Source organism: Pseudomonas asplenii (assembly GCF_001293465.1).
Lineage (GTDB): Bacteria > Pseudomonadota > Gammaproteobacteria > Pseudomonadales > Pseudomonadaceae > Aquipseudomonas > Aquipseudomonas fuscovaginae_B.
Window position 1 is genome coordinate 679,002 of record NZ_JSYZ01000009.1, and the last position, 20,744, is coordinate 699,745.

A 20,744-nucleotide genomic window follows, 5' to 3' on the forward strand; every position below is an offset into this window, starting at 1 on the left:
GAGAAATGAGCCTCACGAGGAAAACTCATTTCTCCTGAGGGTAAAGGTGGGAATAACGTTTCTCCACATAACACCTCAGTGAGGCAACGGCGTGCACCTGATCAAGCCAAACCTGCGTCAGTACTACCCGATGGCCTTCTCGGCCCAGGGCAGCACGATCATGACCGATGACAACAGGACGATACTCGATGGCTGCTCCGGAGCCATAGCCTGCTCCCTGGGTCACGGCCACCCATACATCATCGATCGGATGCGAACGCAAGCCCACAGGCTCAGCGCCGCCTATCGCACACAATCGCTGAACCTCCCGGCCGAGCGATTGGCACAAAGACTCTGCAGTAAGCTCGGGCAGGCCGGAGCATTTTTCGTCAATAGCGGTTCAGAAGCCGTGGAGGCAGCCTGCCGCACTGCAATTCAATACTGGGACGAGGTCGGCCGGTCAAAAAAGAGACATATCTTGAGCAGGACCATCAGCTATCACGGCTCGACCCAGGCCAGCCTGTCCCTATCCGGTCATTGGCCCAGGCGTCGCAATGTCTGCAGTCCCGACCAACGGCCAACAATTCCCACCCCCTACTGCTACCGCTGCCCTTACGGCAAGAGCCGCAAGACCTGCCAACTCGCCTGTGCCCAGGCACTGGAAATCGAGCTGGGCCAGATCGGGGCCGACGCAGTGGCGGCCCTGCTCATAGAGCCCATCACCGGAGCTTCAGGAGCGGCCATCCTCCCACCGGCAGGCTACCTGGAAACGATCAGCGACATCTGTAAACGCAACGATGTACTGCTGATCGCCGATGAGGTACTGACTGGCCTCGGTCGCACCGGCACCTGGCTGGCCATGGACCACGGTCAAGTCAAGGCCGACATCAGTGTGCTGGGCAAGGGTCTCAATGCGGGATATTTCCCGTTGTCCGGCATCCTGGTGACAGAGGCGATCAAAGAGGCAATCGAACTGGGTAGCGGGGTGTTTTCCTACGGCCACACCCATTCCAATCATCCCATAGGGGCCGCAGTTGGCCATGCCGTCCTGGACGTGCTCGAAACCGAGGGCCTGGTACTTCTATCCGCCAGCCGCGGGCCAATCATCGAATCATATCTGCAGCGGTGCACGGACAGCTCACCCATCATTGGCCAGATTCGCGGGGCAGGCATGTTATGGGGAGTGGAAATAGTCCAGGACAAACCTCGCAAAACACCCTTCGTACCGGGTGCCCAAGCCGCCGAAAGCCTGGTACGGCTCGCCTGGGCCAAAGGCCTGAATCTCTATCCCGCCAGCGGTTTTGCTGCACATCGGCATGGTGGCGCAGTGATTTTTGCCCCGCCCCTCAACACCCCTATGCCCATGCTTGAGGAAATGCTTTTACTCCTTGAGCAAATCCTCCAGAGCGCTCCCGGCCACCTGCACAAGGAAGCTGACCATGCCTGACCTCATCGGTCGAATCGGACTGCTGAGACATACCGTCCAACCGATCGACCTGGCCACACACTGGAACAATGACATCCCCGCCCTCGCTACACCGATACTGCTTTGGCTGTCAGAGCTGGCGGCAATGATGGCCATCGAGGGTTTGCTACCCGATACCCTCATGACCGTCGGCATCGCCCATGACAGCCAGCACCTGGCCCCGACACCGGCAGGCTTTACCCTTAGCGTGCGTGCCACTGTCATCCAGGCAACCGATAAAAGCATCGAGTTCGCAGTCGAGGCGAGCGATGGCTCGGAACGCATTTTATCGGGCCTCCACACGCGAGCGGTTGTCGATCGCAAGGCCTTCAAGGCACGGGTCGCCAATAAGCATCCCGGCTTGCAACCATGAATCGACCAGTCATGCGGGCCGAGCGCAGTCACTCCCGGATTCTGTTACTGGTAACCGGCTCCGCACTGTTAGGAGTTGCGCCGGTCATTGTCAAGGCCCTGCCTTTCGATGCCGAAGTCTCGGCCTTCTACAGGGTCCTGTTGGCGATCCCGTTCATGCTGCTGATCTGTGCACTCCAACCCGTGCAACTACTGCGCCTACCCAGGAACTGGAACTTCTACGGACTGGCATTGCTGGCAACATTGTTCTTTACCGCCGACCTGGCGGTGATGCATCTGGCGATCAGACGCACCGATGTCGCGGTCGCCACTCTCCTGACCAATTGCGCACCTTTCTTCGTGGTACTGATGGGACTGCTCGGGATCATCGACAAGCCCAGGAAGATCGAAATTCTTTTCCTGTTGCTGGCGATCGGCGGCATGTACGTGCTGTGTATCATGGGTAAGCTGGTTACCCGCGACTACGCAGGAGAGGGTATCGCCCTACTCGCTGCGTTCTTTTATGCGGGCTATATCGTGAGTATCAAGAAGCTCAGGGAGTATGACTGCACACCTGCCCTGCTCATGCTGCTCATCACGGCAAGTTGCAGCCTATTGCTGTTTCCGACGTTTATTCTGTCTGGCGCCCCAATCCCCCATGACAGTTCCACCTGGTTACTGCTCCTGGCATTGGTGTTATGTGGCCAGGTGGTCGGGCAACTGCTGGTGACCCTTGCCCTGAAAAAGCTCTCGGCCTCATTCAGCTCATTAGTGCTGCTCCTGCAGCCGGTCATTGCGACAATCCTGTCCTGGTCGTTGCTCGGCGAAGTGCTGACAGCAATCCAGCTATCAGGCATGACAATCATACTGCTGGCTATTACTGCCAGTTCGCTGTTGCCTGGACAAACGCAGTAGCAAGTATTTACACAAACCTCAACAGGAGTCTCCCTACACGAATGCCAGCAAACTTCCGCTGACAGCCGAAAAAGGGAGGAGAAGGATAGTCTCTTATCAACTGAAAGCCTGTCGCGATGAAACTCATCAACATCGATATGGATCTACTCAGGGCTCTTGTTTATGTCAACGACACCAGAGGGTTCACCCGGGCAGCCGAAAAGCTTTTCCGCACGCAATCGGCCATCAGCCTGCAGATAAAGAAACTGGAACAGCTTACTGACAGGCAACTGCTGGAGCGAGGAAAGGAAGTACGCCTGACACCCGCCGGGCTGAAAGTCCATGAGTATGCCTTGAAGATACTGCGGCTCAATGACGAACTGATCAGTTCGGTGGTCAACGAGCACATGCCGTCATGCATCAGGATCGGCCTGCCCGAACTGCACGACCCGCAGGTCATCGGGAAAATACTCGACAGCACTGGACCCTTCGATGTCCACTGTTCATTCCTGAGCGACCGCAGCGCAAACCTTTCGAAAATGGTCGACTGCCACCTCCTGGATATTGCCTTCCTGTTGCAAGCCGCCCCAACTGATGGACCAACTCTCAGCAATATTTCCTTGAGCTGGGTATCAGCCCACGGCTCCCGACTGCACCAGGACACACCCATTGCCCTGGCACTACCGGCGCCGGGCAGTACCATTCGCCAGATAGCACAGAAGGCCCTGGAAGATCACGGTAGAAGTTTCAGTATTCTTTGTAGCGCCAGCGACCTCATCCCCCTTGAAGCAGCGATTGCCGCCGACAAAGCCATCGGCGTACTGCCGACACGTGGAGTTCCCGTCGGCCTGCACATCATCGACACCGACGAACTGCCACCCCTTCCCCAATTGCACCTGTCCGCCAAGATCTCCTCCCAGGCCAGCCCGGCAGTCAATAGTCTGGCCATCCAGATGATGGAGGTCCTCAACACCATCAGCGCAGCGACAGTTTTAACATCTGATTGAAGATATTGACCCTCTGTATGTCGTTGGTGCCACCTGCGATCTTCAAACCTGCAGCATCACGCAGGTACTTGCCGATCCTGGGATCGCAGTAGCCTTGGTGACCATGGATCTGCATCAGGCTTTCGGCAGTTCTCATCAGACTCTCGGCCGCCTGGTACTTCGCCGTGGAACAGGCTATGGAAGCCTCGGCATGATTACGCTCCAACAGCCCCAACGCCTCGTAGGCCAACCCGCGACAAATGATGGACGACATTTTCATATCCGTAAGGCGCCCCTGAATGTACTGGAATGAACCAATCATCTGGCCGAATGCCTGGCGCTGCTGGCTTCGGCTCATTGCCAGGCGGATCATACTGTCGATCAGTCCGGCGGCGATGATCCCGTACAACGCCCGCTCGAAGGCAATGATGTCGTAGAGCACGCTCAAACCACCACCGGGCAGACCGACAATGTTGTCAGGCTGCAGGAGCACATCATCAAAATTCAGGTCGGCGGTCGGACTGGTACGAATCCCAAGATTGCGCTCCTCCTCCCCCTGCGTGATGCCGGGTATATCCAGATCCATGAAGAACAGGGTGATGTCGCGCCTGTTACCCAGCGCTGGCACACGCCCCGCCAGCATGCCCATGGTGGCAACAGGTGCGTTGGTAATGTGTTTCTTCTGTCCTGTCAGACGATAACCGCCGCTCTGCTCGACAGCCGACAACTGCATTTTCGACAGGTCCGAGCCACCCGAGGACTCAGTCATCGCTGTCACCGATATCTCGCCTTTCAGTAGCCTGGGGACCCAACGCTGCACCTGCTGCGGGCTACCGTAGCGGCACAGCAGGCGCAACGACCCCATGTGCCCGAGCACAGTGATGAGGAACCCCAGGTCCTCACACTCCCTGGCAACCTGGTCCAGGCACTCGGCACATTCGATCCAGCTACCCCCCAACCCACCCTGTCCGACCCCGACCGGTACTTTCCACATTCCCAGTTCGGCCATCATCCGCCAACTGCGCCGATCCAGCGTCGCTTCAGCGTCATGGCACAAACTTGCTTCTGCAACCCTGCAACCCACCACCCGGAATAGCGTTGGGTCAATGACTGTCGTTTTCATGGAATACTCCCTTGCCTGCACTGGAGTGCTTTTTATGGACGCAATGCCCAGCCCTGCCCAACGAGTTCCAGCAATACCCCCGATAACGGCGGTCAATGCCCCGAACCATCCAGCGCAGGCTGCAGGAGGAAGGATTGAACCTGTATCGATCCGACCTCTCTATTGCTGGGCAAACACAAGCATCAATGGAGATTCAACATGTTCCAGCAGAAACACGCGCTGATCATTCTGCTCGCCAGCGGATTGGCTGCTTGTGGCGAAAGTTCCAGCCTGTCGGTAGCCGACGGCACCGGCCCTTCGCCCAAGCTTCCGGAACCGAACAAGACCCTGATTCCCACCGTCAACATCGCCCCGGCCATCGGCTGGCCCGAAGGCGCGCGGCCCCTGACGGCGGCGGGCACCCAGGTCAATGCATTTGCCGAAAACCTCGACCATCCACGCTGGCTGTATGTACTGCCCAACGGCGATGTACTGGTCGCCGAGACCAATGCCCCCGACAGGCCCGATGACAACCAGGGCATCCGCGGCTGGGTGGCCGGCAAGGTCATGGACCGCGCCGGAGCCGGCGTGCCCAGCGCCAATCGCATCACGCTGTTGCGCGACGCCAATCACGATGGGGTCGCGGAAACGCGCACGACCTTCATCGAAGGCCTCAACTCGCCGTTCGGCATGACGCTGGTGGGCAAGGACCTGTACGTGGCCGACACCGACGCCCTGTTGCGCTTCCACTACGAGGAAGGTGACATCACGCTCAAGGCCAAGCCTCAGAAGGTCGTCGACCTGCCCGGCGGCACACTCAATCACCACTGGACCAAGAACGTCATCGCCAGCCGGGATGGCAGCAAGCTCTACGTCACGGTCGGTTCCAACAGCAACGTCGGCGAAAACGGCCTGGACAAGGAACAGGGCCGTGCGGCGATCTGGGAGGTCGACCCGGCGAACGGCAACCACCGGATCTTCGCCTCCGGCCTGCGCAACCCCAATGGCCTGGCCTGGGAACCCCAGAGTGGCGCGCTGTGGACGGCGGTCAACGAACGGGACGCGATTGGCAGCGACCTAGTGCCGGACTACATCACTTCGGTGAAGGATGGCGCCTTCTACGGCTGGCCCTACAGCTATTACGGGCAGCACGTGGATGTCCGGGTGTCGCCTTCGGATCCGGCCATGGTTGCCAAGGCCATCGCCCCCGACTATGCCGTCGGCCCCCACACCGCCGCCCTCGGGCTGACATTTGCCCAGGGCAGCAGGCTGCCAGCGCCTTTCACCCAGGGTGCGTTCATCGGCCAGCATGGTTCGTGGAACCGCAAACCCCACAGCGGCTACAAGGTGATCTTCGTCCCCTTCGCCGACGGCAAGCCGAATGGTCAGCCGGTGGACGTGCTGAGCGGTTTTCTCGACAAGGAGGAAAACGCCATGGGCCGGCCCGTGGGCGTGGCGATCGATCGCCAGGGCGACCTGCTGGTGGCAGACGACGTCGGCAACAAGGTCTGGCGTGTTTCACCGGCCAGGCAGTAACAGCCCGCGCTAACGCTTGCGACAGAGCGTCAGGCCATCGCCCAGGGGCAGCAGTGACAGGTCGACCCGCGCGTCATCCTTCAAGGCCCGGTTAAGGGCCTGGATGGCCCGGGTGTCCTCGCTCTGGGCCTGCGCCTCCAGGACCCGTCCGCTCCACAGGGTGTTGTCGAAAATCGCCAGACCACCGACCCGCAGCAGACGCAGGGCGCTCTCCAGGTAATGCGGATAATTGGCCTTGTCGGCGTCGATGAAGATCAGGTCGAAGGATTCGCCCTGCCCCTGGCGCTCCAGTTCGGCCAGGGTGTCGAGGGCCGGCGCCAGACGCAGTTCGATGCGCGAGGCCAGGCCGGCCTCGCGCCAGTAACGCCGTGCCGTGGCGTTGTAGTCGCCGGGAATGTCGCAACACAGCAGCGAACCGTCTTGCGGCAACGCCGAGGCCATACACAAGGCGCTGTAGCCGGTGAAGGTACCGACTTCGAGCAGGCGTCGGGCGCCGGTCAGGCTGACCAGCAAGGCGAGGAACTGGCCCTGCTCGGGCGCCACCTGCCAGCGCGCCATGGGCAGCGCCTGGGTTTCCTCGCGCAGACGGCGCAGCAGCGGCGTCTCGCGCAGGGAGACCTCCAGCAGGTAGCGGTAGAGCGCATCGTCGAGCTGCAGGGTGCGGGCGGTCATGACAACCTCACGCCAGCCGGTGGATGGTTACGGAATCCGCGCCAGATGCTCGGCCGGCAGGACCCGCTTGGCATTGAGGTAGGCACGCTGCCAATAGGCCTTGGACAGGCTGTCCAGCTTGACCGTTCCGCCGGTGGCCGGGGCGTGGACGAAACGCCCCTCACCCACGTAGATCCCCGCATGGCTGACCTGGGAGCCGCCGTTGGTGGCGAAAAAGATCAGGTCGCCGGTCTGCAAGGCAGACTGTGGCACGTTCGGCGCACGCATCACGATCATTTCGCGGGTCGAACGCGGCAGGTTGATACCTGCCATATCGCGGTAGACGTAGCTGATCAGCCCGCTGCAATCAAAACCGGAGTCCGGGGTATTGCCGCCCCAGCGATAGGGCGTCCCGACCAGACCCAGCGCCCGGAACAGCACGTCTTCGGCTTCCGGCGAGGTAGGCTGGGGCGAGGCGAACACCACGGGACGGGCCACCGGGGCCGGAGGGGGTGGCGGATGACTGGCACAGGCACCGAGCAATGCGGTGAGGGCAACGAGGGCGATGCGGGCCGAGATCGACATATGCAGAAATCCTGACTGAATGTGGCTTGCTCTGCCGTGGCGTAGAGAAATCAAAACCGCGCAGGCATAGCTTGCGCGGTCAGGTACTCAGCAATAAGTCAGGATTCTAGCGGTTACGCGCCAAACTTCAAGTATCACTTTAACTTCGAACGTTTTTTGTACAGCGCAGCTGCCAGTGAAGCTTAGCAGCTTGCACGCCAGCCGTGACTGGCGGCACTGAAACGTCCGACGCTTTACTTGTTGCTGGCTGTGACCGTGGTTGGAGCCATCGCCAGGGCGCGCTTGGCTTCAATGAAGGTCTTGCTCCAGTAGCTGTCGCCCAGGCTGTCCACCCGCACGCCACCACTGCGACGGCTGCTGGAGTGGATGAACTGGTCATCGCCCAGGTAAATGCCGGCGTGGCTGACACGACCGCGGCGACCGTTGGTGGCAAAGAACAGCAGGTCACCCGGCTTAAGCTTGTTGCGGGCCACCAGCGGCGCCTTCACGTTGATCATCTCGCGCGTGGAGCGCGGCAGGTCCAGGCCTGCTTCCTCACGGAACAGATAACCGATGAAGCCGCTGCAATCAAAGCCGGAAGTCTCGCTGGTACCGCCGAAACGATAGCGGGTACCGATCAGCGACATGCCGCGCTCGAGAATGCTGTCGGCCAGTACAGGCAACTGGTAAGGCTTGCTGTCGGAGAACTCGGCGAGTTCCCTTTCAGTAGCCAGTTCATCATCCAGCACTGTGGAGGATTTGACGCCAGAAACCGAAGCGGCCCTGGCCGAATTATCTACCTGCTGTTGCGAAACTGGCGTATGCGCCGCGCAACCAAAAAGCAAGGTAACGAGTGCGAGAGGCACGAGGGGTGCGAAGCGATTTAGCATGGGCACGACCGTGGCTGAGTTTGTTAGAAGGTGTGACTATGCCTTCTATCACCCTCATTTGCAAATTTTATCAGGCAAAATGTGACTCGGTTGTATCTTGAAAACATCTAAGGGCTTAATACCCGAACGTCTTTCAAGCGCCTGAAAATTGACTTCAGCGCGGTTTTTTTCGTGTCTGTAATTTGACGAAAAGCCCTGAAACCCCCGATAACCGGGGACTTTGCCGGTGCGTTACCAGCCCAGGGTTTCCTTCAGGAACGGGATGGTCAGCTTGCGCTGGGCCTGCAGGGAAGCCTGATCGAGACGCTCGAGCAACTCGAACAACGCACTCATGCTGCGAGTACCACGAGTCAGGATGAAATGTCCTACTTCATCGGTCAGGTGCAGCCCACGCCTTGAAGCACGCAGTTGCAAAGCACGCAGTTTGTCTTCGTCGGAAAGCGGGCGCATCTGGAAAATCAGCGCCAGGGTCAGCCGCGACTTGAGGTCGGCCAGCTTCACCGGCAGCTCACGGGGCGAGGTCGATGCAGCGATCAGCAGGCGCCGACCACTGTCACGCAAACGGTTGAACAGGTGAAACAGCGCCTCTTCCCAGTCGGCCCGGCCGGCGATCACCTGCAGGTCATCCAGGCAGACCAGCTCGTACTGTTCGAGGTTATCCAGCAGCTCGACCCCACGGTCCATCAACTCGGCCAGCGGCAGGTACACCGCCGGCTCACCCAACTGCTCGAAACGCAGGCACGCGGCCTGTAACAGGTGGGTACGCCCCACGCCGTGCTTGCCCCACAGATAGATCAGGCTTTCCGTCCACCCGGCGTCGGCTTCGCATAGCCGCTCGACATAGCCGAGTGCAGCGGCATTGGCGCCTGGGTAGTAGTTGATGAAGGTAGCGTCATCCCGTAGACGCACACCTAGGGGCAGCTGAATCGGTTTCATGCTGACTGAACAGTTCCCGGGAACCGTTAGTGGCCTCTGTGTAAAGTCTGCAAAGTTTATACCCGTGACGCCGGGCGCACAATGCAACAGACCACAAGCAAAATCAAAGGTTTGCGTTAACCAAAGGAAAGCATCGTCAAAACTTGCACAGCCCCTGCAGGAACCGACTTGCGGACAGCACACTCAAAACGCCGCCCGCCGGCCGACCATTCCTACAGAAGGCGGCATCAGAGATCAGGATCCTCCTGAGCCATACATGTCCGATTCCTTGTACAGATCATGGACATGCCGCACCAGCACCATGATCACCGCCGCCACCGGCAACGCCAGCAGCACCCCGGTGAAACCGAACAGTTCGCCGCCGGCGAGAATCGCAAAGATCACCGCCACCGGATGCAGGCCGATGCGATCCCCCACCAGCAGCGGCGTCAGCACCATACCCTCAAGGGCCTGGCCGACCATGAACACCGCGACGATGCCGATCATCGGGTACAACTCGCCGCCGAACTGAAACAACCCGGCGGTGATCGCCGCGCCAATCCCGATGACGAAGCCCATATAGGGCACGATGGCCGCCAGCCCCGCCAACAGGCCGATCAACAACCCCAGCTCCAGGCCGACCAGCATCAGGCCACCGGCATAGATGCCGCCGAGCGCCAGCATCACCAGCAACTGCCCGCGCACGAAGGCGCCGAGCACGTCGTGGCATTCACCGGCCAGGGCGACGATGCGACCTTCCTGCTGGCGCGGCAGCAGGCTGCGGATCTTCGCCATCATCAGGTCCCAGTCCCGCAGCAGGTAGAAGCTCACCACCGGGATCAACACCAGGTTGGCCAGCCAGCCCATCAGTGCCAGGCCCGACGCGGTGGCCTGGGACAGCACCACACCGACGATATCGGTGGTCTGCCCCATGTGCTCGCTGATGGCGGCCTTGACCTTGTCGAACTTCCAGAAGCCGTCCGCCAGGCCGAACTTTTGCTGCGCCCAGGGCATCGCGGTGTGCTGCAGCCAGTCGAGCACCTGCGGCGCCAGCTCATAGAGCCGCACCAACTGCTTGGCCAGCATCGGCACCAGCACCAGCAGCAAGGTCATCAGGATCAGGGTGAACAGGGCAAACACCGTGACCACGCCCCAGGTCCGCGACAGGCCGAACTTCTCCAGCCGGTCGACCACCGGGTCGAACAGGTAGGCCAGCAGGATACCCACCAGGAACGGCGACAGGATCGGGTGCAGCAGATACACCAGCAAACACAGCCCAAATGCCGCGCCCAGCCAGATCCATCGGCGAATGTCAGTCATGGACGATTCCAGCCCTATATATAGAAGAAAAATGAATTACCAACGAAAGCGCAGTTGCGGCGTTGCAACCGGAGCCGCATTGGCCGCCGCCGGATCGCTCGCCGCCGGGGCCGGCGCAGGCGCCTCGCCCGCAGGCACTTCCTGCAACTTCGCCAACCCCAGTTGCGCGCGCAACTGCTCCGCGCTGCCACTGACCTGATAGACGATGCGGTCGCCGTCCACGCTCACCGGCCGACCACCGAACGGCTCGAGCAGGCGCTCCAGCGCGCCATAATGCTCCAGGGTCATGCCCTGCACCTCCAGCAACTGCTCCGTGGCCACTCCCGGCTTGACGGCGAAACGTGGCGCCAGGCGCTCGCTCACCGCCAGCAGCACGGCATCGGCCAGCGCCGCGGTGTCCGCGCCCTGCACCGTACCCTGCTCCTTCTGGCCGCCCAGCCACAGGCGCCACTTGGCCTCCCACTGCGCGCCGTTCTGGCGGGCATGTACCGCCAGCAGGGCATCGGCGCCATATCGCTCGGACGCCGCCTGCAACGGCGTGGCATCCGCCCCCTCGAGATTCTTCGCGGTGGCGACGATCTGCTCTTCCAGGTCAGCCAGCGGCAGGCGCAGTGGCAGGCCGCGATGCTGCGCCGCGCGACGCAATGGCTCCGCCGCCGACTGGCCATCACCCACCAGGCTCGAACCCTCGGTGGAATCGTTCAGCCACCAGCCGAGAATCGCGGGGCGATTGCTGCCCCACAACGACAACCCGGCGCCGCGCAAGGCGCGGTCGGTGCTCACCGGGTCGAAATCCACCTGCAGGCTCTCCGGTGGCCCGGCGTCGTAGCCATACTGGCTGATGATCTGCTGCGGGTCCTTGCGCACCTCGGCCAACCCCGCGCTCTGCAGCGCCTTGGGGTCACCGGTGAGGCGCAGCACCAGGGTTTCCAGCGCCCGCTGGGTGGCCTGGTTGCGCTCATCGGGGGACTGGCTGCTGACCGGCTCGCGCACCTGGTACAGCCCATTGAAGGTTTCGGCATGGATCGCCAGGCTCAACAACGACAGGCAACCGGCACTCAGTAACTTGAACAGACGCATGGACAATTCCCGACAGGCAGAAAACGGCTTGGAACGACCGCATGAATACAAAGGGACAGGCGTGTGACCACAGCGCAGTGCCATCATTCATACCATCACGAAAGTTTTTCCGCTGTCATCAAAGACAGCGGTTGATGAGGCTATACCTTATACAGCAGCGCCCGATGCAGCCAGCGCCGACAGCCACGGATTTTTTCGCCGATATCGCCCTGCCCGTCGGCCCGAGGATGGCCGCTGCTGCTCAAGCCTGATAAAATCGCGCGCCTTCGCAGACCGGCAATGGCCGGACAACTGAAAAGCCGACTTGCAGTCGGCCTTGCGGTGGTCCCGTCGTTCCCGGTCGATACCCCAAGAATCCCCCCTATAGGCCTGGATCATGAGCAAGCAACCCTCCCTGAGCTACAAGGACGCCGGTGTAGACATCGACGCCGGTGAAGCATTGGTCGAACGCATCAAAGGCGTGGCCAAGCGTACTGCGCGTCCGGAAGTCATGGGCGGCCTGGGCGGTTTCGGCGCCCTCTGCGAGATCCCGGCCGGTTACAAGCAGCCGGTCCTGGTCTCCGGCACCGACGGCGTCGGCACCAAGCTGCGCCTGGCGCTGAACCTGAACAAGCACGACAGCATCGGCATCGACCTGGTGGCCATGTGCGTGAACGACCTGGTGGTCTGCGGCGCCGAGCCGCTGTTCTTCCTCGACTACTACGCCACCGGCAAGCTCAACGTCGACACCGCCGCCCAGGTGGTCACCGGCATCGGCGCCGGCTGCGAGCTGTCCGGCTGCTCCCTGGTCGGCGGCGAAACCGCTGAAATGCCGGGCATGTACGAAGGCGAGGACTACGACCTGGCCGGCTTCTGCGTCGGCGTGGTGGAAAAATCGGAAATCATCGATGGCTCGAAAGTGGCCACCGGCGACGCCCTGATTGCCCTGCCTTCTTCCGGCCCGCACTCCAACGGCTACTCGCTGATCCGCAAGATCATCGAAGTCTCCGGCGCCGACATCGAGAACACCCAGCTCGACGGCAAGCCACTGACCGACCTGCTGATGGCGCCAACCCGCATCTACGTCAAGCCGCTGCTCAAGCTGATCAAGGAAACCGGCGCAGTCAAGGCCATGGCCCACATCACCGGGGGCGGCCTGCTGGACAACATCCCGCGCGTCCTGCCGGCAGGCGCCCAGGCCGTGATCGACGTGGCCAGCTGGCAGCGTCCGGCGGTGTTCGACTGGCTGCAGGAAAAAGGCAACGTCAACGAAACCGAGATGCACCGCGTGCTGAACTGCGGCGTCGGCATGGTCATCTGCGTGGCCCAGGAACACGTTGAAAGCGCCCTGAACGTGCTGCGCGAAGCCGGCGAACAGCCTTGGGTCATCGGCCAGATCGCCGTGGCCGCCGAAGGCGCCGCCCAGGTCGAGCTGAAGAACCTCAAGGCTCACTGATGTCCGAGCCGATAAGCCCGACCTGCAGCGTCGTGGTGTTGCTGTCGGGCTCCGGCAGCAACTTGCAGGCCCTGATCGACGACGTGCGGACCGGAGGCAACCCGGCCCATATCGCCGCGGTGATCTCCAACCGTGCCGACGCCTACGGCCTGCAACGCGCCAGGGACGCGGGTATCGAAACCCGCGCCCTGGATCACAAGGCCTTCGAAGGCCGCGAAGCCTTCGATGCAGCCCTGATCGAACTGATCGACGCCTTCAATCCGCAACTGGTGGTCCTGGCCGGCTTCATGCGCATCCTCAGCGCCGATTTCGTCCGTCACTATCAGGGGCGCCTGCTCAATATCCATCCTTCGCTGTTGCCCAAGTACAAGGGCCTGCACACGCACCAGCGCGCCCTGGACGCCGGCGATGCCGAGCATGGCTGCAGCGTACACTTCGTCACCGAGGAACTCGATGGCGGGCCTCTGGTCGTACAGGCTGTGGTTACGGTAGAGTCTGGTGATTCGGCGCAGAGTCTGGCGCAACGGGTGCATACCCAGGAACACAGGATTTACCCCCTGGCGGTACGCTGGTTCGCCGAAGGGCGCTTGCGCCTTGGCGAACAGGGTGCCTTGCTGGACGGCCAGCTACTCGCGGCCAGCGGTCATTCGATTCGAACCTAGGAGATTTTATGCGTCGTGCTTTGCTCTTCGCTCTTACCCTGCTCGCCCTGCCCGTGGTGCAGGCGGCGGATCTTCAGCCGTTCTCCGCCAGCTACACCGCAGACTGGAAACAACTGCCCATGAGCGGTTCGGCCGAACGCAGCCTGAAGAAAAACGACAACGGCACCTGGACCCTGAACTTCAAGGCTTCCATGATGATCGCCAGCCTGACCGAGGAAAGCACCCTGCGCCTCGAGAAGGACAAGCTGCTGCCACAGACCTACACCTTCGAGCGCGGCGGCCTGGGCAAGGCCAAGAAGATCAACCTGGACTTCGACTGGGCGAGCAACAAGGTCACCGGTTTCGAAGGCAAGGACTCGGTCAACCTGCCCCTGGAAAGCGGCATGCTGGACAAGTCCACCTACCAGTTGGCCCTGCAGCGTGACGTGGCCGCCGGCAAGAAGAGCATGAGCTACCGGGTTGCCGAAGGCACCGATACCGACACCTACGACTTCCGCGTGATCGGCCCGGAAAAGGTCCAGACCAAGGCCGGCACGATCGATGCGATCAAGGTCGAGCGGGTACGTGATCCAACGCAGAGCAAGCGCATCACCCAGATGTGGTTCGCCAAGGACTGGGGCTACATCCTGGTCGCCCTGCGCCAGGTCGAGACCGACGGCAAGGAGTACAACATCATGCTCCAGGACGGTACCGTCGACGGCAAGCCCGTCAAGGGCAACTGAGTCGCCACAACGCCAATAAAAAGCCCCGCCGGATGCGGGGCTTTTTATTGGCGCTTCAGACCGCGGGGCCTGAACGGCTCTCGTCGAAGGTCTCGCTGTCCAGCGCGAGCACCTTGTCCAATATTGCCTGCGGACTGCCCTGACCTTCGACGGTGTGGGTCTTGTAGTTGAAGTCGAGGGCGATCCAGGTCTGCAGCTTGGCCTCATAACTGTTCGGATACTGAGCCTGTTCGATCGCCGGCAGCTCCTTGTAATGCTCCAGTGCCGAGGTGAAGAACTTGGTCAGCTTGCCGGTCTCATTGTATTCGGCCATCGCACTGGCCACGGCCTTCTGGCGCCAGGCATATTCCTGATCGGAGGACTCGCTCCAGGCCGCGCGTCGCTCGTTGGCGGTAAAGTTGCCACTGTCGTCGTAGATGATCAGCGAGAGCTGGTCCTGCGACATGCCGGCAAAGGGGTTGCGGCCATTGCCATTGACGAAGTCGGTGGCATTGCGTGCCCGCGCCAGCAACTCGGGATCATCGGTCGCCGGTACCTCGGCATCGTTGGCCGCCTTGTTGGCGAAGTAGCCATCGCCGCTGATCTGGCCCAGCAGTTCGCTGGCCTTGGCCCCCAACTCCTTTCGACTCAGGCTTGCATCCCTGGCGGCGGCACGGGCGGCGCTCTCGCTCAGTTGCCGAGAAAGCGGGGAAAGACGACTGGTGTCCTTCTGCCCGGTGGTTGCGGGAACCGCCGTTGCAGCCTTGGCGGAGTCGCCCTGGGCGGACGAAACCGTGGTGACCTGGGCGCCGGACAGCGAACTGGAATTGATTGAACCTACCAAGATGGGACCCTCCCTGTTGATGGCCACTCCTCAAACCCTGGCCTGTCAGATTGTATCGGCGTTGTTTCAGGAAACTTGACCGGACACGATGGACGGCAGGAAAGCGGAGCCCGCAGGCTCCGCCACCGACTTACTTCATGGTGAATTCGACGGACCAGGCATAGGTGGAGATGTTGGTCGAAGTCACTTTCGCCGTGCACACCGCACCACCGCTTGGAGTCGCGGTGTTGTTCCATTTCGGCGTGGTCGACCCCAGCGGGCCGGCCATTGCGACATAGGTGGCCAGGAAGGTGCAGGTCTTGTTGCCGATGGTGTAGCGCAGGTTGGCATAGTTGGCGAGCGGAGAGATGTTGCTCTGGACGACGTAGGTGTCAGCCCCGCCAGCCTTGACCGTGGTCACCGGCTTGGGCACCGCATTGACGCTGGTGGTGGCTTCGTTGCTGGTGATGATCTTGTAGGTGGCATCGGCGGTACCGAGGTTCTTGAAGGTCACGGACACCGGCGGCCCGGCGAACGCCGATCCGGCCGCCAGGGTGGCCAGGGCCGCTACCGAAAACACCGACTTGGACAGCTTCATGCTTCTACTCCTGTGTTGGTTGGATTCCCTATCCACGGTCTTTCCGACTCCCCGGAGACATCCGTCCCGGGTACAGCCAGGTCGATGGCAGAACGTCGAAAATCATGGAAAACACAGAACCCCGCTTACGGTCCGGACAGAAGCTTCAGTTAGAAGCGACCGTCTCGCCGAGCGCCAGGGGTGGACGATGCAGGCGGCAGCATGAGGCTGCCAGATAGATGCAGGCGTTGACTGTGGCTTCCATGCCGAACGTTTTCTCTCCCTCGATCCGGCCGCCTGGCCGGAGATACCGCGAAACTTCAGGGTGCCCCATTATTCCTGGGGCGAATGTATTTAGCACAAAAAGTTCCAAGCAGGAAAGCTCTGATAACTGCCGGAACATATCGCCACCGGCTGGAACAGCCCCTCCGGCGCCAGCGATTGCAACGCTCTGGCACGCGACTTTCCACTGCGCAAACATGAAACTTTTGTCAGCAAAGCACCGAGTGAAACCGTGAAACCCAGTAAATCCGGGCCTCAGCGGATTGATACAGATTTTGCAAAAGTGAATTTCATTTCCCAACGATTTACGTAGGAAGCTAATGAATCATATAACGAAGTCCTGCGACGCATTGCCGCAGCTCAACAGTAACAGGAGCTTGCAGATGACCGTAAAAGTGACCGAACGCGATGATGCACACATGTCCCATGAAGGCCTGGCCGCCGGTATCCGGATCTGGGACGTCCATCAACAGGACCTGCTGGTAGGCATGTTTCACAACGAGGCCGATGCTCAACAATACAAGAGCGAACTGGAAAGCCTCGAACTGAAGCGTCAGGCACAAAACTCCTGAAGCCCTGGCTCCAATGGCATCGCCGGCCCACGCAGCCGGTGGCGCCGGCCAAAACAAACCCCGCCTTTGGAGCGGGGTTTGTTTGGGTTACCACATCAGATCGTCAGGGATCTGGTAGGCGGCGTACGGATCATCCTCGTCCGGCACCTGGGTCTCGCTCAGGGCGTTGAGCTGGACGATGCGCTCCGGAGCACGCTCCTGGATCTTCAGTGCCGCCTCGCGCGGGATCACTTCGTAACCACCACCGTGATGGACGATCGCCAGCGAGCCGTTGCTGAGCTTGTTGCGCATCAGGTTGTTGACCGACAGGCGCTTGACCTTCTTGTCATCAACGAAGTTGTAGTAGTCCTCGGTGGTCAGCTTGGGCAGGCGCGAGGTTTCGATCAACTGCTTGACCTGGGCCGCACGGGCCTTGGCTTCAGCCTTTTCCTGCTGCTGGCGGTTCAGCTCCTGATCGCGCTTGACCTTCTCGGCCTGCGCTTGCTGGGCCAGGCGCGCCTGGGTATCGTCAACCTCGGCCTGGCCCTTGTGGACCAGCCGCTGGTGTTTCTGTTTGTCCTTGCTGACCTGCTTGGCCTGCTTTTGATTGACCAGGCCTGCCTTGAGCAGCTGGTCGCGAAGGGAAAGGCTCATGATGCTTACTCACTTGGGGTCAACGACTCAGCCGCAGCTGGGTGCATTCTTTTCCTGACGCTTGGCTTCGCCCCACAAGGCGTCCAATTCTTCGAGGGTGCAATCTTCCATGGGACGATGGGTATCGCGCAATGCCTGTTCGACAAATCGGAAACGTCGGTCGAACTTGCCATTGGCACCACGCAGGGCGTTTTCCGGGTCGACCTTGAGGTGCCGGGCCAGGTTGACCACGCTGAACAGCAGGTCGCCGACCTCGTCGGCCATGGCCGCCGAGTCGTTGTCCGCCATCGCTTCAAGCACTTCGTCGAGTTCTTCACGGATCTTGTCCACCACCGGTAGCGCCGCCGGCCAGTCGAAACCGACCTGGGCGGCACGCTTCTGCAGTTTTGCCGCCCGGGACAGTGCCGGCAAGGCGGCAGGCACGTCATCAAGCAGCGACAACTGCTCGGGAGCGCGGTGGTTCTCGGCGCGCTCCTCGGCCTTGATCTCTTCCCAGCGCCGCTTGACCTGCTCTTCGCTCAGACGCGGCAAGTCCACCGGGGCATACAGGTCGCCGGTGGGGAATACATGGGGGTGGCGACGGATCAACTTGCGGACGATGCCATCGACCACGCCGTCGAACTCGAAACGCCCTTCTTCACGGGCCAGTTGGCTGTAGTAGACCACCTGGAACAGCAGGTCGCCCAGTTCCCCCAGCAGATGCTCGAAATCCCCGCGCTCGATGGCGTCGGCCACCTCGTAGGCTTCCTCAAGCGTGTGGGGAACGATGGTGGCATAGCTTTGCTGGATGTCCCAGGGGCAACCGTATTGCGGGTCGCGCAGCCGGGCCATCAGGTGCAGCAGGTCTTGGAGGCTGTACATCAGTCGTTCTCTGTACGATTGAATTGAGCGTCGCGAGCGAGGGTATGGCGAGGCGGAGCCTGGACGAAAAAGCGGAGTTGACTGTAGTCAATAAGCATTTTCGTCCAGGTTCCAACGAAGCCGGACCGAGCGCAGCAGCTCAAGTCGTGCGGTTGCGCCGGGTTTCGATGATGTTGGGTAGTTGGGAAATCCGCCCCAGCAACCGCCCCAACGCGTCCAGCCCCGGGATCTCGATGGTCAGGGACATCAACGCGGTGTTGTCCTCCTTGTTCGAGCGGGTGTTGACCGCCAGCACGTTGATCCGCTCGTTGAGCAACACCTGGGACACGTCACGCAGCAGACCGGAACGGTCGTAGGCGCGGATCATGATATCCACCGGATAGGTCGATACCGGCACCGGCCCCCAGCTGACCTGGATGATCCGCTCCGGCTCGCGCGAGCTCAGTTGCAGCACCGAGGCGCAGTCCTGGCGGTGAATGCTCACCCCGCGGCCCTGGGTGATGTAGCCGACGATGGCATCGCCCGGCAGCGGCTGGCAGCAGCCGGCCATCTGGGTCATCAGGTTGCCGACGCCCTGGATCTGGATGTCGCCGCGCTTGCCCGGCTTGTACCCGGCGGACTTGCGCGGGATCAGTTCCAACTGCTCGTTGCCACGCTCGGGCTCGACCAGTTGCTGCGCGGTGTTGACCAGTTGCGCCAGGCGCAGGTCGCCGGCGCCGAGGGCGGCGAACATGTCCTCGGCGGTCTTCATGTTGGCCTTGTCGGCCAGCTTGTCGAAGTCCACCTGGGGCAGGTCCAGGCGCGTCAGCTCGCGTTCGAGCAAGGTCTTGCCGGCCGCGACGTTCTGGTCACGCGCCTGCAGCTTGAACCAGTGGACGATCTTCGCCCGCGCCCGCGAGGTGGTCACGTAGCCCAGGTTCGAGTTCAGCCAGTCGCGGCTCGGCGTGCCGTGCTTGCTGGTGATGATCTCCACCTGCTCGCCGGTCTGCAGGCTGTAGTTGAGCGGCACGATGCGCCCGTTGATCTTCGCGCCCCGGCAGTTGTGGCCGATCTCGGTGTGCACGCGGTAGGCGAAGTCCAGCGGCGTGGCGCCCTTGGGCAGGTCGATCGCATGCCCGTCCGGGGTGAAGACATAGACCCGGTCCGGCTCGATATCGACCCGCAACTGGTCCGCCAGGCCACCGATGTCCCCCAGTTCCTCATGCCATTCCAGCACCTGACGCAACCAGGAGATCTTCTCTTCATAGTGGTTGGAGCCGGACTTGACGTCGGTGCCCTTGTATTTCCAGTGGGCGCAGACGCCGAGTTCCGCCTCCTCGTGCATGGCGTGGGTGCGGATCTGCACTTCCAGCACCTTGCCTTCCGGCCCGATCACCGCGGTGTGCAGCGAGCGATAGCCGTTTTCCTTGGGGTTGGCGATGTAGTCGTCGAATTCCTTGGGGATATGCCGCCACAGGGTGTGGACGATCCCCAGCGCGGTGTAGCAGTCGCGCATTTCCGGCACCAGCACACGAACCGCGCGCACGTCGTAGATCTGGCTGAACTCCAGACCCTTGCGCTGCATTTTGCGCCAGATCGAATAGATGTGCTTGGCCCGGCCGCTGATGTCGGCCTTGACGCCGGTCGCCAGCAGTTCGTTTTCCAGCTGGCACATCACCTCGCTGATGAAACGCTCGCGATCGAGCCGCCGCTCGTGCAGCAGCTTGGCGATCTGCTTGTACTGGTCGGGCTCCAGGTAACGGAAGGACAGGTCCTCCAGCTCCCACTTGATATGCCCGATACCCAGGCGATGGGCCAGCGGCGCGTAGATGTCGAACACCTCGCGGGCCACGCGGTTGCGCTTCTCCTCGTCGGCGGTCTTCACCGCCCGGATGGCGCAGGTCCGCTCGGCCAGCTTGATCAGCGCAACACGCACGTCGTCGACCATCGCCACGAGCATCTTGCGCAGGTTCTCCACCTGCACCTGGGTACCCATGACCTGGGACTGGCGCGGGCTGAGGCTGGCACTGATGGCCGCCATGCGCAGCACGCCATCGATCAGCTTGGCCACCACCGGGCCGAATTTCTGGCTGACCGCCGGCAACAGGATCTGCCCCTGGCGCACGCCACGGTACAGAACGGCGGCGACCAGCGAATCCTGGTCGAGCTTGAGGTCGGCGAGGATATCGGCGATCTCGAGCCCGGTACTGAAACTGCCCCCTTCGGCCCATGCATCCTGGGTCGGCAGGGTCTGCTGTTCGGCAAGCCGTGCGTACTCGCAGGCCTCCTTCAATGCTTCGCGGTCCAGCGCCGGATCGACGCTCACCGTATGGTCGAGCCATGCCTCGAGATTGATACTGCCGTCGGTGTTGATCGGCTGGTGTGCTCTCACCTGTACCATCTTGCTTACCTTCCCTACGACGCAGATTCAATGCGTCAGAATCGCTGGCCGTACATTGTCCCCTGCACTCCGGCAGGGCTGGTCG

At 61.4% G+C, this 20,744-nt stretch carries 21 protein-coding genes; 9 read left to right on the forward strand and 12 right to left on the reverse strand.

Annotated elements, in window-relative coordinates:
• Positions 1 to 91 precede the first annotated feature (91 nt).
• The 4 genes from PF66_RS14915 (at position 92) to PF66_RS14930 (ending at position 3,696) form a co-directional block, all read left to right on the forward strand.
• The gene (locus PF66_RS14915; protein ID WP_054063093.1) at positions 92 to 1,426 is read left to right on the forward strand and encodes an aminotransferase class III-fold pyridoxal phosphate-dependent enzyme; all 1,335 of its coding nucleotides are present in this window, start codon (positions 92 to 94) and stop codon (positions 1,424 to 1,426) included.
• The gene (locus PF66_RS14920; protein WP_054060441.1) at positions 1,419 to 1,817 is read left to right on the forward strand and encodes a thioesterase family protein; all 399 of its coding nucleotides are present in this window, start codon (positions 1,419 to 1,421) and stop codon (positions 1,815 to 1,817) included. The genes PF66_RS14915 and PF66_RS14920 overlap by 8 nt, the downstream gene beginning before the upstream one ends.
• Positions 1,814 to 2,710, forward strand: coding sequence for a DMT family transporter (locus tag PF66_RS14925; RefSeq protein ID WP_081009851.1), 897 nt, complete (start codon positions 1,814 to 1,816; stop codon positions 2,708 to 2,710). Before PF66_RS14920 ends, PF66_RS14925 begins: the two co-directional genes overlap by 4 nt.
• 116 nt (positions 2,711 to 2,826) lie before the next feature.
• Complete coding sequence (locus PF66_RS14930) at positions 2,827 to 3,696, forward strand: LysR family transcriptional regulator (protein ID WP_054063095.1); 870 nt, start codon at positions 2,827 to 2,829, stop codon at positions 3,694 to 3,696.
• On the opposite strand, the gene PF66_RS14935 is transcribed toward PF66_RS14930, so the two are convergent.
• Complete coding sequence (locus tag PF66_RS14935; protein WP_081009852.1) at positions 3,665 to 4,798, reverse strand: acyl-CoA dehydrogenase family protein; 1,134 nt, start codon at positions 4,796 to 4,798, stop codon at positions 3,665 to 3,667. The two genes, PF66_RS14930 and PF66_RS14935, sit on opposite strands and share 32 nt — an antisense overlap.
• Before the next feature lie 198 nt (positions 4,799 to 4,996).
• Here PF66_RS14935 and PF66_RS14940 point away from each other — a divergent pair, with 198 nt between their 5' ends.
• The gene (locus PF66_RS14940) at positions 4,997 to 6,313 is read left to right on the forward strand and encodes a PQQ-dependent sugar dehydrogenase (RefSeq protein WP_054060437.1); all 1,317 of its coding nucleotides are present in this window, start codon (positions 4,997 to 4,999) and stop codon (positions 6,311 to 6,313) included.
• A 9-nt stretch (positions 6,314 to 6,322) separates the two neighbouring features.
• Here PF66_RS14940 and PF66_RS14945 read toward each other — a convergent pair whose 3' ends face one another.
• The 6 genes from PF66_RS14945 to PF66_RS14970 form a co-directional block, all read right to left on the reverse strand.
• A complete protein-coding gene (locus tag PF66_RS14945) occupies positions 6,323 to 6,985 on the reverse strand; it encodes a class I SAM-dependent methyltransferase (protein ID WP_054060436.1) in 663 nt (220 codons plus the stop codon).
• 27 nt (positions 6,986 to 7,012) lie between these two features.
• A complete protein-coding gene (locus tag PF66_RS14950) occupies positions 7,013 to 7,549 on the reverse strand; it encodes a C40 family peptidase (RefSeq protein WP_054063097.1) in 537 nt (178 codons plus the stop codon).
• A gap of 233 nt (positions 7,550 to 7,782) precedes the next feature.
• Complete coding sequence (locus PF66_RS14955; RefSeq protein ID WP_054063098.1) at positions 7,783 to 8,418, reverse strand: C40 family peptidase; 636 nt, start codon at positions 8,416 to 8,418, stop codon at positions 7,783 to 7,785.
• A gap of 231 nt (positions 8,419 to 8,649) precedes the next feature.
• Positions 8,650 to 9,354, reverse strand: a complete 705-nt coding sequence (hda, locus tag PF66_RS14960; protein ID WP_054060433.1) for a DnaA regulatory inactivator Hda — start codon at positions 9,352 to 9,354, stop codon at positions 8,650 to 8,652.
• Between the two features lie 234 nt (positions 9,355 to 9,588).
• Complete coding sequence (locus PF66_RS14965; RefSeq protein WP_054063099.1) at positions 9,589 to 10,653, reverse strand: AI-2E family transporter; 1,065 nt, start codon at positions 10,651 to 10,653, stop codon at positions 9,589 to 9,591.
• A gap of 36 nt (positions 10,654 to 10,689) precedes the next feature.
• Positions 10,690 to 11,733 carry a DUF2066 domain-containing protein gene (locus tag PF66_RS14970; protein WP_054063100.1) on the reverse strand — a complete coding sequence of 348 codons (1,044 nt, stop codon included), beginning with the start codon at positions 11,731 to 11,733 and terminating at the stop codon, positions 10,690 to 10,692.
• Between the two features lie 376 nt (positions 11,734 to 12,109).
• Here PF66_RS14970 and purM point away from each other — a divergent pair, with 376 nt between their 5' ends.
• Genes purM through PF66_RS14985 form a run of 3 tightly spaced genes read left to right on the forward strand, consistent with a single transcriptional unit; the run spans position 12,110 to position 14,552 of the window.
• Positions 12,110 to 13,168 carry a phosphoribosylformylglycinamidine cyclo-ligase gene (gene purM / locus PF66_RS14975; RefSeq protein ID WP_054059795.1) on the forward strand — a complete coding sequence of 353 codons (1,059 nt, stop codon included), beginning with the start codon at positions 12,110 to 12,112 and terminating at the stop codon, positions 13,166 to 13,168.
• Positions 13,168 to 13,830, forward strand: a complete 663-nt coding sequence (gene purN / locus PF66_RS14980) for a phosphoribosylglycinamide formyltransferase (protein WP_054059796.1) — start codon at positions 13,168 to 13,170, stop codon at positions 13,828 to 13,830. The genes purM and purN overlap by 1 nt, the downstream gene beginning before the upstream one ends.
• An 8-nt stretch (positions 13,831 to 13,838) precedes the next feature.
• Positions 13,839 to 14,552: a DUF3108 domain-containing protein gene (locus tag PF66_RS14985; RefSeq protein WP_054059797.1), complete on the forward strand. Its 714-nt coding sequence runs from the start codon at positions 13,839 to 13,841 to the stop codon at positions 14,550 to 14,552.
• Positions 14,553 to 14,607: 55 nt separating this feature from the next.
• Here the strand turns inward: PF66_RS14985 and PF66_RS14990 are convergent, their stop codons facing one another.
• Positions 14,608 to 15,375: a hypothetical protein gene (locus PF66_RS14990; RefSeq protein WP_054063101.1), complete on the reverse strand. Its 768-nt coding sequence runs from the start codon at positions 15,373 to 15,375 to the stop codon at positions 14,608 to 14,610.
• 130 nt (positions 15,376 to 15,505) lie between these two features.
• On the reverse strand, positions 15,506 to 15,952 hold the full coding sequence (locus PF66_RS14995) for a hypothetical protein (protein ID WP_054063102.1): 447 nt from the start codon (positions 15,950 to 15,952) through the stop codon (positions 15,506 to 15,508).
• Positions 15,953 to 16,596: 644 nt separating this feature from the next.
• Between PF66_RS14995 and PF66_RS15000 the strand changes: the two genes are divergently transcribed.
• Positions 16,597 to 16,785: a hypothetical protein gene (locus PF66_RS15000; protein WP_017902154.1), complete on the forward strand. Its 189-nt coding sequence runs from the start codon at positions 16,597 to 16,599 to the stop codon at positions 16,783 to 16,785.
• A gap of 87 nt (positions 16,786 to 16,872) precedes the next feature.
• On the opposite strand, the gene PF66_RS15005 is transcribed toward PF66_RS15000, so the two are convergent.
• The 3 genes from PF66_RS15005 to relA all read right to left on the reverse strand — a co-directional run bounded on the left by PF66_RS15005 (position 16,873) and on the right by relA (position 20,659).
• The gene (locus PF66_RS15005; RefSeq protein WP_054063103.1) at positions 16,873 to 17,418 is read right to left on the reverse strand and encodes a DUF2058 domain-containing protein; all 546 of its coding nucleotides are present in this window, start codon (positions 17,416 to 17,418) and stop codon (positions 16,873 to 16,875) included.
• Positions 17,419 to 17,445: 27 nt separating this feature from the next.
• Positions 17,446 to 18,279, reverse strand: a complete 834-nt coding sequence (gene mazG, locus PF66_RS15010) for a nucleoside triphosphate pyrophosphohydrolase (protein ID WP_054063104.1) — start codon at positions 18,277 to 18,279, stop codon at positions 17,446 to 17,448.
• A 139-nt stretch (positions 18,280 to 18,418) separates the two neighbouring features.
• On the reverse strand, positions 18,419 to 20,659 hold the full coding sequence (relA, locus tag PF66_RS15015; protein WP_054059802.1) for a GTP diphosphokinase: 2,241 nt from the start codon (positions 20,657 to 20,659) through the stop codon (positions 18,419 to 18,421).
• Positions 20,660 to 20,744: the final 85 nt, after the last annotated feature.